The sequence below is a fragment of the Paenarthrobacter sp. CC6 genome, assembly GCF_040560085.1.
In the GTDB taxonomy this organism is placed as follows: domain Bacteria; phylum Actinomycetota; class Actinomycetes; order Actinomycetales; family Micrococcaceae; genus Arthrobacter; species Arthrobacter nicotinovorans.
Genome location: NZ_JARDAN010000019.1, coordinates 51,824 through 63,639, shown reverse-complemented (window position 1 = coordinate 63,639; position 11,816 = coordinate 51,824). Strand labels below are relative to the sequence as shown.

Here is an 11,816-nt window from a genome sequence, read left to right as displayed (position 1 = left end):
GGCGCAGGAACCGCCCGCCCACAACGCGCGCTGCTGCTTGCACCGTTGCCACCCGTCCGGGTCAGTACTTGACTGGCTCCATGCGGCCGGAGCGCAAGGAGAGCACAGCAGCCTCGGCGATGGCTTGGGCCTTCAGCCCGTCTTCCAGCGAAGGCGCGGGCGCCACGCCGTTTTCCAGCGCGGAAACGAACGCCGAAAGGGCCGAGGCATACGTCGGTTGCACGCGTTCGAACCAGCCGGGGTGCAGCCCGTCGTCCACCACTGACGTGCCGGAGTAGCGGGACACTGCCCCGTTCCGGTGTCGTCTGGCTTCCACCATTCCCTCGGAACCCATGACCTCGATGCGTTCGTCGTACCCGTAACCGGTGCGGCGCACACTGTCGATCTGGACCAACGCCCCTCCGGGGAGCCGCAACGTTACGGCGGAGGTGTCGACGTCGTCGTGATTCGCCACGCCGGGTTCCGCCAACGCTGATCCAGTGGCGAAAACCTCCACCGGATCCACGCTGGAAAGCCAGCGGGCCAAGTCGAAGAAGTGGACAGTCTGGTCGCGCATCTGGCCGCCGGAGACGGCGACGTAGGACAACGGGGGCATGGATGGGCCACGGGAGGTGAGTTGGATCAGTTCCACCGTGCCGATCCCGCCGGAATCGACCACACGTTTGAGTTCGGCGTAGTCGCGGTCGAACCGGCGGTTGAAATCCACCATCACGGGGACGCCGCATTCCTGCACGAATGTGGCGGTTTCGCGGGCGCGGTCCAGGTCCAGGTCGATCGGCTTCTCGCACAGGGCTGCAATTCCGACGGCGGCCGCGCGCTGCAAGTGCCCGGCGTGTGTGTCGGTGGAGGAGGCGATGAAGACAGCGTCGATCAGGGATGGGTCGAACACCTCCTCCAACACCCCGGCGGCGGCAGCACCGTGGGCCGCGGCGAGGGTTTGCGCGCGCCGCTGGTCGACGTCGTAAACGAGCCGGAACTCGACCCCGGGATGTGCGGCGAGGTTTGCCGCGTGGACGGTGCCGATGAAACCGGCACCAATGAGTGCGAAGCGGATCATGTCAGGCTGCTGCTTTCTGGTGTGCTGATGCGGGGATTATCCATGCGGAATCGTCGTGGTGCGAGGCTGCGACTGCTTCCACGAACTGGACGCCGATCAATCCATCGATCCCGGTAGGGAAAGACAGCCCGCGTTCCGGGAGCGGCGTGGAGTCGCGGCGTGCGCGGAGGACCTCGGCGAGGTCGGAATAAAAGTTTGCGAAGGCCCCAAGGAAGCCCTCCGGATGGCCGAGGCCGACGCGGGTGAGCCGGGACGCGTCGTCGTGCAGGGTGCTGAGCCCCTGTGTGAGGACGGTAGTGGCTCCTGCCGGATCCTGGACCTTGAGGTAATGAGGGTCTTCATGCTGCCACTCCAGGCTGCCCTTCTCCCCGTAGACGCGGATGCGGAGTCCATGGTTGTGGCCAGTGGCGGCCATGCTTGCCCAGACGCGGGCCGGGACATCGCCGGTCAGTTCGAGTTCCACGGTGGCGTTGTCGAAGACCCGGCGCCCTGGCACCAACGTCTGCAGCCGGCCGGAGAGACGCTGGGCTTCCAGTCCCGTGATGTAGCGCAACAGGTGGAAGGCGTGCGTGCCGAGGTCGCCCACGACGCTCGGGAAGCCCGCAATGTCCGGATTGGTGCGCCACGAAGCCTGCTTGTGGCCCTCGTTTTCCAGCGGGGTGGCCGCCCACCCGGAAGCATGTTCGACGTCGACAAAGCGGATGGCGCCCAGCTCCCCGTTGCGGACCATGCGGGCAGCCTGGCGAACCATGGCGTAGGCGGAATAGCAGTGCGGCACCGCAAGGATGGCGTCATTGGCGGCGGCGATGCGTACGAGTTCGGCGGCGGAAACCGAGTCCTGCGTGAGCGGCTTCTCGCAGACCACAGAAATGCCGCTGCTGAGGAACGTGCGGGCGATCTCGAAGTGGCTGTCGTTGGGCGTCGCCACCACCACGACGTCCACACCGTCTTCGCGAACGGCCTCGGCCTCAGCCATTTCGCGGACGTCCCCATAATTGCGGTCCGCCGGCACACCGAGTCCGGCACCGATGGCACGGGAACTGCTCGGATCCCGCCCGAAGATTCCGGCCTGGAGGTCGTAATGGCCGTCAAGCCTCATGGCGAAGCGGTGGGTCTTGCCGATGTCGGCGCCTTTGCCGCCTCCGACCATGCCGGCTATCAGTTGCCGGGTATGTGGTTCACTCATGAAAAATCCTCAAGGACTCTCTTTGGAATTTACTTGGACCGGTCCATAATGGCGGTGGGGAGGCGAAGGCGTCAAGCCCTCTAAGCTTGGATGGGATCTGCCGGAGTGAAAGGAGACGTGCGTGACTGACGCGTCCAGCCTGCCCGGAAGCAAGCCCACCATCCGCGATGTCGCCAGCGCCGCGGGCGTCTCAAAATCCTTGGTCTCCCTGGTCCTGCAGGGCTCTGCCAACGTCAGCGACGGTCGCCGTCGCGCGGTCCTCGAAGCGATGGAACAGCTCGGTTACCGGCCCAACCGGCTGGCCCAACGCCTCTCCGGACCGCGCAGTGGCACCATCGGGGTGATGCTTAATGACATCCGGAACCCATGGTTTGTGGAACTGCTGGAAGGGCTCACCGCGTCACTGCACGCGGCCGGCATCTCACCGGTCCTGGCTGACTCCTACACCGACAACCGCGTGGGCCGCAGTTCCGTGGAAACCCTGCTGGAGCAGCGGATCGACGGCCTGGTAGTGGTAGGAACCACCACGGAATCGGCTGCGATCGAAAACGCCTCACGAAACATCCCTGTGGTCCTGGCCGGGACGCGCGAACCGGAACTTCCCGGCGTTGACATCGTGGTCAATGACGACGACGCCGGCGCGCGGCAAGCGACCGGGCACCTGCTCTCACTGGGGCATCAGCGCATTGCGCATCTTCAAGGCCCGGGCGAAGTCGGCAAGTTGCGACGGTTGTCATTCGAACGGACCATGCTCGACGCCGGGTTGGAACCTTTGGTGGTAACTGGCGGGGTGAGCGAGGAGAGTGCCTATGCTGCCGCGAGCCGTCTCCTGGCCGGCCCCCAACGGCCGACCGCGATCTTCGCCTACAACGACATCGCATGCATCGGGGCACTCTCTGCGGCCGACGACCTTGGACTGTCCGTGCCCGAGGATCTCTCACTGGTTGGCTACGACAACACCTACCTCGCGAGGATCCGGCATCTGTCGCTGACCTCCGTGGACAACGGCAATCTCGCCGTGGGGGTGGAAGCCGCGAAGTTCATCCTTGAGCGGCTCACAGCCCCGGAACTTCCTGCCCGCCTGCACCAGGTTCCGTCGCAGCTGCAGGTGCGGGGGTCCTCTGGGGATGCCCCGTCGTAGCTACCGTTTCACTCGGCCCAGCAACAGCACTCCTGCGTTGGCTCCGACGATCAGGACGATTCCCGCCCACTGCGCTGGTGCAAGTTCCTGACGCAGAATGAGGGCTCCGATGACGGCCGCGAAAACGGGGTTGATGCTCATCAGCACGCCGAACAGATTCGCCGGAACCCTCCGCAGCGCGATCAGATCCGCCACATATGGCAGCACTGAAGCCATGATGCCGGCACCCACGGCACAGAGCACCGCAAAGCCATCGATGGGTTGGGTCAGGAAAACTACGACGGCAACCGGCAGGAAGAGGGTCGCCGACACCCCCGTGGCGGCCGCTGTGCCCTGGATTCCTTGGATTCGTTGGCCCACTATCCGGTTCAGGAGGATGTACGCAGCCCAACTGCATGCGGCAATTAGTCCAAGGCTGATGCCGGGAAGATCTGTGGACGCCTCCGGACCGGTGATCGCCACAACGCCCACTGCGGCGGCGAGCGCGCACAGGGCACTTCCCTTCCCTCGGGAACCCGCAAGGGCCACGGCCAGCGGGCCCAGGAACTCCAGCGTCACTGCCAGCCCCAGGCCAATGCGCTGAATGGACGCATAGAGCCCGAGGTTCATGGTCCCAAACGACACGGCCAGGAGAAGTACCGGCCACCATTGGTGCCAGCTCAACTCGCGCAGCCTCGGCCGCACGACCGGAAGCAGGACAGCCGCGGCCACAAGTTGTCGAACAGCAACGACGCCCACAGGTCCCATGACAGGAAAAGCGAGCGAACCGCTGGCGGCCCCCAGTTGGTTGGAGAGCGCACTGGCGACAAGGGTTGCGGCTCCCCCGGCCTTGCCCGCTGCGGCGTTGGTCTGTTCCATGAGGAGATTCTGCACGCCGGGGGTTCAGGCGCTAAATGCATGAATTGGCGTATTTATGCGCTGCGTGCATGAATAAGATGAGGACATGGACGTGGAACTGCGCCAATTGCGCTGTCTTATCGCGGTAGTGGAGCAAGGCACGTTCACCGACGCCGCCATCGAGCTTCGAATGTCCCAGGCCGCCGTGTCACGAAGCATCGCAGCCCTTGAGCAAGCACTGGGGACACGCGTTGTGGAGCGAACCACCCGCAGCGTGGGGCTGACAGCCGCCGGTGAGCGCGCACTGGGCAAGGCCCGCAGGATCATCGCTCTCCTGGCCGATCTTGAACGTGATGCCCGGGCCGGAACGGGGCAGATCCGCATGGGTTACGCGTGGTCGGCTCTGGGTGAGCACACAACCGAATTCCAACACCGCTGGAAATTGCGCTTCCCGCACACCGGGCTTCAACTCACCCGTTCCAACACCCCCAGCGGCGGCCTGCTGGATGGAACCACCGATTACGCAATCCTTCGACGACTCCCGCAGGCCGCCGCCGTCGAGCATGTGCGCATCGGGGAGGAAAAGCGCTACTGCGCCATGTCCACTGACGATCCGCTGGCCCCAAGGAGGTCAGTGTCTTTGGCGCAAATCGCCACATTGCCCGTGGCAATGGACCTGCGCACAGGCAGCACAACACTGGACCTATGGCCGGACCAGGGTAAGCCCCCGGAGGTTATCCCTATCCACGACATCGACGATTGGCTGACCGTGATCGGCAGCGGGGCCGCGCGGGGCATCACTGCAGCCTCCACGGCACATCAATATCGACGCCGGGGAGTCGCCTACCGGCCGGTGCGTGACGCACCCATGGTTCCGGTGTACGTGGCGTGGCTGAAGAACGACCCGCCCCAGGATCACCAGGCCGTGGTTGCATTGCTGGCCGAGCTCTATCGGTAGGCCGCCTTTGACAGTCGCCCGCCATGGCCGTGAAGGCTGGCGGTCTATGTCCGCAGCGGTGTGCGGTGATGGTTGCGTCGGGCGGCTTGGCTGGGATCGACGTGCGCCGGCGGGGTGAACCACGGGACGCCGTTTCTGCTCGCAATCATCCACTGTTCCTTGTGGATGACGTGATGATGGTGTGAGCACAAGAGCACGCCGTTGTCGGTGTTGGTGGGGCCACCTTGCGACCAGTAGGTGATGTGGTGGGCTTCGCACCAAGGCGCCGGCATGGTGCAGTCCGGGAAGGCACATCCTTGGTCGCGGGCCTGGAGGGCCTTGCGGATGTGGGGCGGGAAGATCCGGCTGGTCCGGCCAATTCCGAGGACCTGGCCTTCGGTGCCGAGCAGGACCGGGAGGATATCGGCGTCGCAGGCGATCTTCCGGATGACGTTCGGGTGGATGGGTCCTTGGAAGGTTGATACCGCGCTGCTGAGCCTGGGGTGCAGGCCGCCCGTGCCTGTTGTGCCGTTGCCTGCCGCTTTTGTGCCCGGGTCGGTTTCACCGGTGCCCACAGGGTTGCCGGTTTGTTGATTGGCAGCGTGGCTCTGGAGCTGGTCAAAGAGATCCCGGTAGTCGATGGTGACCATGACTTGGGGTTTCAAGCCGCCATTGGCTGGTAGCTGACCGGTTCTCAGGGCCAACGCGCAGCCACCGACCAGACCGTCGAGGAGTTTCTGGGCGCGGGAGCGGCGACCCGGTTCCGGAATCGGGTTCCTCCCGTTCGCGGGCTCCATGCGAACGGTGGCGGCTACCCTGCCCTCTGGGGTGCGGACCTGAGCGGCTGAACTCCGACCCCTGGTGTCCGTGCCGCGCTGGGTGGTATGGACAGCCGTGCGGCTTGGGCCGTTTCTCCCTCCCGGGCCGCCAGAACTGCCAGTGTTGCGCACCTCGCCCTCAACGAGGCGGGGGTTCGTGGCGGCGTTCATGACGGTGGTGAGGGTCTCGAATTGCTCTGCCGTTGCGAAGATTTCGAGATGATTCAGGCCAAAGCGTGGCTTTCGAATGAACGCACCTTGGAGTTGCCGAAGCACTTCTTCCGTGGGTTCGGCACCGTCTTGGTCAATGAAATCCATCCAGCGGCGGGCCGTCGTGGAAACAAAATCCGTGTCGGACTGGATGGCTGTGGACGTGAGGTCCTTCTCCATCCTGGTGATGGTGTCCTGATCGGTCAGAAGCTGGACGCGGTCCAGTGCTGTGCTGATCAGGGTGGCCGAGCCGCCGGATACCAATGCGTCGGCCACAGCGGAGGCCAGCTGTTCGCGCTGCGGCGGGACCGGCTCTCCGGCAATGCAGACGCCGGGCAGGACGGCGTCCGCAAGGGCCAGGCGACGCCGGGCTTCCTTGGCTGTGATCCGCAGCCGTGCACGGAGGAAATCCCCAGCGTTCCGGTACCCGTCATCGAGCACCGCGGCAGTTCCGGCTTCCTTGCGGGTTCGCTCCACGGCCCGGGCTGCGACGAGCTGAAGGTACTCCACGGTCCGGGCAATGTCCTCGACCCTGCCGGCGAAAGCGCTCGCCTCGCCGAAAGCGAACATCGAGGCTTGAGCAAGGATCGACGCCCTCACACCATCCAGGGCATCAGCACCGTCTTCGAGACAGTCCACCGCGGAGTCTGATGAAGACTCCGCCCTTCCTTCAGCCACCTGCCCTCCGATCCCCATAAAGCAAGCCTGTCACGGCCCCAATCCCCAGTAACCACGCCAATCTGTGTATGTGGATAACGCATCAACCGCAGTTAAGCAGAAAAAAGGCCGCCTGCCGCCGTCGTGCGTTGTAAAAGCACGACGGCGGCAGGCGGCCCGGGCGCAAAAGGCGCGGCGCTAGGCCTTAGAGGTTTTCCACCAGCGAGACGTCCCGGACGGCGCCCTTGTCAGCGGAGAGTGCCATGGCCGCGTAGGCGCGGAGAGCCGGCGACACCTGGCGGTCGCGGTTCTTGGGCTTATACCCGCCGTTGACTTCGAGCTTCTCGCGGCGTTCGGCGAGGATCTCGTCGGAAACCTGCAACTGGAGCGAGCGCTGGGTGATATCGATGCTGATGATGTCACCGTTCTCCACCAAGGCGATGGCGCCGCCGGAGGCAGCCTCCGGGGAAATGTGCCCGATCGACAGCCCGGAGGTACCGCCGGAGAAGCGACCGTCGGTGATGAGGGCGCACTTCTTGCCCAAACCACGGCCCTTAAGGAACGACGTCGGGTAGAGCATTTCCTGCATGCCCGGGCCACCGCGGGGGCCTTCGTAGCGGATGACCACCACGTCGCCTTCCTTGATGGTTTTGTTCAGGATCATTTCCACGGCTTCGTCCTGCGACTCGCACACAACGGCAGGGCCCTCGAAGGTCCAGATGGACTCGTCCACGCCTGCGGTCTTCACCACGGCACCGTCCACCGCCACGTTGCCGCGCAGCACAGCGAGGCCGCCGTCCTTGGAGAACGCGTGCTCCACGGAACGGATGCAGCCACCCTCGGCGTCGGTGTCCAAGGAGGTCCACTCATTCGATTGCGAGAACGCTGTTGAGGAACGGACGCCACCGGGGGCCGCGTGCCACAGTGCCTGCGCCTCCTCCGTTGCCTTGCCGCCGCGGATGTCCCAGTCGTCCAGCCAGCCTTCGAGGTCGGCGGAGTGCACTGAGTGAACGTTCTTGTGCAGGAGGCCGCCGCGGTTCAGCTCACCCAGCAGGGCGGGGATGCCACCGGCGCGGTGCACGTCTTCCATGTAGTAGGTCTTGTTTCCGGCGACGTTCGGGGCCACCTTGGCCAGGCAGGGCACCTGGCGGGACTTGGCGTCCATTTCGGCCAGTCCGTACTCCACGCCGGCTTCCTGGGCCGCAGCCAGCAGGTGCAGGATGGTGTTGGTGGAGCCGCCCATGGAGATGTCCAGCGCCATGGCGTTGTCAAAGGCCTCAGCGGTGGCGATGGAGCGCGGCAACACGGAGTCGTCGTCGCCGTCGTAATAGCGCTTCACGAGCTCGACGACGGTGGCACCGGCCTTCTCATACAGCGCCTTGCGGGCGGTGTGGGTCGCGAGGACCGAGCCGTTGCCCGGCAGGGCCAGGCCGATGGCCTCGGCGAGGCAGTTCATGGAGTTGGCCGTGAACATACCCGAGCATGAACCGCAGGTGGGGCAGGCGTTCTCTTCGATGAGGTTGATGTCCTCGTCGGAGATGGATTCGTCCACGGCGTCGGCGATGGCGTTCACCAGGTCCAGGGAACGCACGGAACCGTCGGTCAGGGTCACGCGGCCGGCCTCCATGGGACCGCCGGAGACGAAGACCACCGGGATGTTCAGGCGCAGCGCGGCCATGAGCATGCCCGGAGTGATCTTGTCGCAGTTGGAGATGCACACGAGGGCGTCCGCGCAGTGTGCGTTGACCATGTACTCAACGGAGTCGGCGATCAGGTCGCGGGACGGCAGGGAGTAGAGCATCCCGGAGTGGCCCATGGCGATGCCGTCGTCCACTGCGATGGTGTTGAATTCGCGCGGTACTGCGCCGGCGGCGAGGATCGCGTCCGAGACGATCCGGCCCACGGGGGCAAGGTGGGTGTGACCGGGGACGAACTCGGTGAAAGAGTTTGCCACGGCAATGATCGGCTTGCCGATGTCCGTGTTGGCGACGCCGGAAGCGCGCAGCAGTGCGCGGGCGCCGGCCATATTGCGGCCGTGGGTGACTGTTCGTGAGCGTAGTGCAGGCATAAGTACCATCCTGCTGGGGTTTTGTTACCCCCGGAAGACGGTGCTGCTACTAGTAGTGAAAGTACCAGAGTAATAGTGTTGTCAGTGTGAAAGATGAGAGGCGCAAGGAACTGGGGCTTTACCTCAGGACCCGCCGCAACCAGGCCCTGCGCTCCGACTACGGACTGCCCCCGGTGGGGCGGTCCCGCGAGCGCGGACTGCGCCGGGAGGAGATCGCGTTCCTGTCCGGGGTGAGCGTCACCTGGTACACCTGGCTCGAACAAGGCCGGGACATCAGCCCTTCCCGGCAGGTCCTCGAGTCCATCGCACGGGCCCTGCACCTTTCGGATACCGGGCTCGGCTACGTGCTCTCCCTGGGCGGATACGCCTCCGCCATTTCCAAGGGTCCGGTTGCCGCCGATGCACCGGCGCATGTCCAGCGCCTGTTGGACGCCTTGGATCCCAATCCCTCGTATGCGCTTTCACCGGACTGGGGCGTGGCCGGGTGGAACCGCGCCTACGAGGCGCTATACCCGAACATTGGAACTTTCGACGCCGCCGACAGGAACCTTTTGTGGCTCGTCTTCACCGACCCCTACGTCCGGGACCTGCTCCCGGACTGGGACGTCACCAGCAAGAGGTTCCTCGCCGAATTTCGTGCAGAGACGGGTCAGCGGCTGGGTGATCCGGATGTCGCTTATCAGGTGGAACGGCTCAAGGAGGCCAGCCCGGAATTCCAGGAAAGCTGGGACCGCTACGACATCCTTGGCTTTGAGTCCCGCGAGCGCCTTTTCCACCATCCCGCAGTGGGAGTGCTGCAGCTGGAGCACCACCAGGTATCGCCGTCGGATCGGCCGGACCTGCACATTGTGGTTTACACCCCGGCACCAGGCAGTGACGCCGGTGAGCAGATGGAGCGGCTGCTGGAGACCGGGCGGTCGTAACCCGGCGTTCCTACAACTGCAGGGACGATTCGTCCGGAGTGGCAAGCGTCAGCACTGCTTCCTCCACAGTCTCGTGGTCCTCCAACTCCCTCTCGATCCTGCGCAGCACCACGGCAACCTCGTGTTCCGGGTGGTCGCCTTGCAAGTCCACGGCCGCTACAAGATAGAGCTTGCGGGGGCCCACGAATTCCAGGTGGAGGTACGTCAGCCGTGCAATGTCCCGGTGTTCCAGGAGCTGCCGCCCCATGGACCGTTCTATGTCCGGCGTGACCCCCTGCCCTACCAGGAACCGGCGGTTGCGGTCGATCAGAACGACGGCAACAACCGCCAAGAGGACACCGACGACAATCGATCCGACAGCATCGGGCAAGGGCGAACCCGTGACCTGATGGAGGAAGACGCCAGTGAATGCGATCACCAGCCCAACCAGGGCTGCGGCATCCTCCGCAAAGACGGCACGCAGCGTGGGATCCGAGCTGACAAGAACCTGTTCCAAGGTCCGCCGTTCCAGCTTCCTGGCCGCCTTTCGGGTCTGGCGGAAGGCCTGGACGAAGGAAAACCCTTCCAGGACAAAGGCCACTGCCAGAACCACATACGCAATCAGGAAGTCGGACGCAGGCTCCGGCTCAATGATCTGCTGGATCCCGTGCATGATGGAAACCACGGCGCCGGCAGTGAACAGCCCGAAAGCGGCAAACATGGACCAGACGTACGCTTCGCGGCCGTAACCCATGGGATGTCCCGTATCGCGCGGACGTTGGGAGCGGCGTTCGGCCAGGAACAGGAACACCTGGTTGCCGGTGTCGGCCCAGGAGTGCGCCGCCTCAGCAGTCATGGACGCCGAACCGGTCAGCGCCGCGGCCACTGATTTGGCCGCTGCAACCAGGGCGTTCGCCGCGAAAGCGATGACGACGGTCAGCAGGGTGGAGCTGGAGTCCGATCGCTTTCGTGAGGCAGCCATAGGCTTACCGTACCCAACAGCGCAGGAAATGGACGGCGGACCGAGGTTCCGCAGCTGAATAAAAGAATCCCCGTTTCAGCACACATTTTCAGGATGTGGCGCACTATGGAGGGATGGACGCTCCTGATGCCGGCGGTTTGGCGCAGGACGGTTCCGGTAGCTTCCGGGCTGGACTGCACCCGTGGAGCCGTTATGTGGCATTGGGGGACTCGTTCACGGAGGGGCTGGGCGACCCCGAACCCCGCAGCCCGGGCGGACTCCGGGGATGGGCGGACCGTGTTGCTGAAGAGTTGAGTACGGACCACCACGATTTCGCCTATGCCAACCTGGCGATCAGCGGGAGGCTCCTCCATCAGATCCTGGAGGAGCAAGTGGGTCCGGCATTGGACCTCAAACCCGATCTCATTACTCTCAACGCCGGCGGCAACGACCTGCTCTTTCATAGGAGCGACCCCGACAAGCTGGCACTGGAACTGGATCGTGGCGTGGAAACGCTGGCCTCAACGGGCGCCACCATCGTCCTCTTCACCGGCCCGGACTGGGGCGCGACCCCGGTGCTTGGCAGGACCCGCGGCAAAGTGGCTGTTTTCAACGAGAACATCCGCGTGGTGGCCGCCCGTCATGATGCCGTGATTGCCGATCTCTGGGCTTTGCGCCAACTCACCGATCCCCGGATGTGGGATCCGGACCGGCTTCATTTCTCTCCGCTCGGCCAGCACATCATCGCCATCATGGTCCTGGAGTCATTGAACGTCCCGCATTCCCTTGAACCGCTGGCTCCGCGGCCACTTCCCGAGCGCCGTTGGCGCGAGGCCCGCGCGGATGACATCGTGTGGGCCCGGGAGCACCTCTTTCCTTGGGTTGTGCGGAGGTTGACGCAGCGGAACGCCGACGGCGGTCGGCACCCCAAGCGTCCACAACCCGGGCCGGTTTTCGGTGCGGCGATGCCGCCAGGCAGCTATGTCGGGAACGATCCCCGCCGTATGACGGACTGACCAACTAACTGACCGGCCGCCGAACA

Annotated in this window: 10 protein-coding genes; 4 read left to right on the top strand and 6 right to left on the bottom strand. The window is 64.7% G+C overall.

The annotated features are described in order from the left end of the window. Nucleotides 1-61: 61 nt before the first annotated feature. Nucleotides 62-1,057: a Gfo/Idh/MocA family protein gene (locus tag PV760_RS17355; protein WP_018778897.1), complete on the bottom strand. Its 996-nt coding sequence runs from the start codon at nucleotides 1,055-1,057 to the stop codon at nucleotides 62-64. Nucleotide 1,058: 1 nt separating this feature from the next. Further along, nucleotides 1,059-2,243, bottom strand: coding sequence for a Gfo/Idh/MocA family protein (locus PV760_RS17350; RefSeq protein ID WP_193590729.1), 1,185 nt, complete (start codon nucleotides 2,241-2,243; stop codon nucleotides 1,059-1,061). Nucleotides 2,244-2,364: 121 nt separating this feature from the next. Between PV760_RS17350 and PV760_RS17345 the strand changes: the two genes are divergently transcribed. Further along, on the top strand, nucleotides 2,365-3,384 hold the full coding sequence (locus PV760_RS17345) for a LacI family DNA-binding transcriptional regulator (RefSeq protein ID WP_354628328.1): 1,020 nt from the start codon (nucleotides 2,365-2,367) through the stop codon (nucleotides 3,382-3,384). On the opposite strand, the gene PV760_RS17340 is transcribed toward PV760_RS17345, so the two are convergent. Further along, nucleotides 3,385-4,242, bottom strand: a complete 858-nt coding sequence (locus tag PV760_RS17340) for an EamA family transporter (protein ID WP_039239372.1) — start codon at nucleotides 4,240-4,242, stop codon at nucleotides 3,385-3,387. An 85-nt stretch (nucleotides 4,243-4,327) separates the two neighbouring features. On the opposite strand from PV760_RS17340, the gene PV760_RS17335 reads away from it, so the two are divergent. Then, nucleotides 4,328-5,179, top strand: coding sequence for a LysR family transcriptional regulator (locus PV760_RS17335; protein WP_354628327.1), 852 nt, complete (start codon nucleotides 4,328-4,330; stop codon nucleotides 5,177-5,179). 44 nt (nucleotides 5,180-5,223) lie between these two features. Here the strand turns inward: PV760_RS17335 and PV760_RS17330 are convergent, their stop codons facing one another. Further along, nucleotides 5,224-6,882: an HNH endonuclease signature motif containing protein gene (locus PV760_RS17330; protein WP_354628326.1), complete on the bottom strand. Its 1,659-nt coding sequence runs from the start codon at nucleotides 6,880-6,882 to the stop codon at nucleotides 5,224-5,226. A gap of 166 nt (nucleotides 6,883-7,048) precedes the next feature. Next, a complete protein-coding gene (gene ilvD / locus PV760_RS17325) occupies nucleotides 7,049-8,911 on the bottom strand; it encodes a dihydroxy-acid dehydratase (RefSeq protein WP_079582355.1) in 1,863 nt (620 codons plus the stop codon). 86 nt (nucleotides 8,912-8,997) lie between these two features. Here ilvD and PV760_RS17320 point away from each other — a divergent pair, with 86 nt between their 5' ends. Beyond that, nucleotides 8,998-9,834, top strand: coding sequence for a helix-turn-helix transcriptional regulator (locus PV760_RS17320; RefSeq protein ID WP_281445118.1), 837 nt, complete (start codon nucleotides 8,998-9,000; stop codon nucleotides 9,832-9,834). 10 nt (nucleotides 9,835-9,844) lie between these two features. Here the strand turns inward: PV760_RS17320 and PV760_RS17315 are convergent, their stop codons facing one another. Further along, entirely contained in the window at nucleotides 9,845-10,795 is a 951-nt protein-coding gene (locus tag PV760_RS17315) for a cation diffusion facilitator family transporter (RefSeq protein WP_018778905.1), read from the bottom strand. Between the two features lie 113 nt (nucleotides 10,796-10,908). Between PV760_RS17315 and PV760_RS17310 the strand changes: the two genes are divergently transcribed. After that, nucleotides 10,909-11,790, top strand: coding sequence for an SGNH/GDSL hydrolase family protein (locus PV760_RS17310; protein ID WP_354628325.1), 882 nt, complete (start codon nucleotides 10,909-10,911; stop codon nucleotides 11,788-11,790). Nucleotides 11,791-11,816 lie beyond the last annotated feature (26 nt).

Bases quoted from the DNA above. Each gene is read 5' to 3' on its own strand.
- PV760_RS17355 (WP_018778897.1), bottom strand. From the start codon at position 1,057: ATGATCCGCTTCGCACTCATTGGTGCCGGTTTCATCGGCACCGTCCAC.
- PV760_RS17350 (WP_193590729.1), bottom strand. From the start codon at position 2,243: ATGAGTGAACCACATACCCGGCAACTGATAGCCGGCATGGTCGGAGGC.
- PV760_RS17340 (WP_039239372.1), bottom strand. From the start codon at position 4,242: ATGGAACAGACCAACGCCGCAGCGGGCAAGGCCGGGGGAGCCGCAACC.
- PV760_RS17335 (WP_354628327.1), top strand. From the start codon at position 4,328: ATGGACGTGGAACTGCGCCAATTGCGCTGTCTTATCGCGGTAGTGGAG.
- PV760_RS17330 (WP_354628326.1), bottom strand. From the start codon at position 6,882: ATGGGGATCGGAGGGCAGGTGGCTGAAGGAAGGGCGGAGTCTTCATCA.
- ilvD (WP_079582355.1), bottom strand. From the start codon at position 8,911: ATGCCTGCACTACGCTCACGAACAGTCACCCACGGCCGCAATATGGCC.
- PV760_RS17315 (WP_018778905.1), bottom strand. From the start codon at position 10,795: ATGGCTGCCTCACGAAAGCGATCGGACTCCAGCTCCACCCTGCTGACC.
- PV760_RS17310 (WP_354628325.1), top strand. From the start codon at position 10,909: ATGGACGCTCCTGATGCCGGCGGTTTGGCGCAGGACGGTTCCGGTAGC.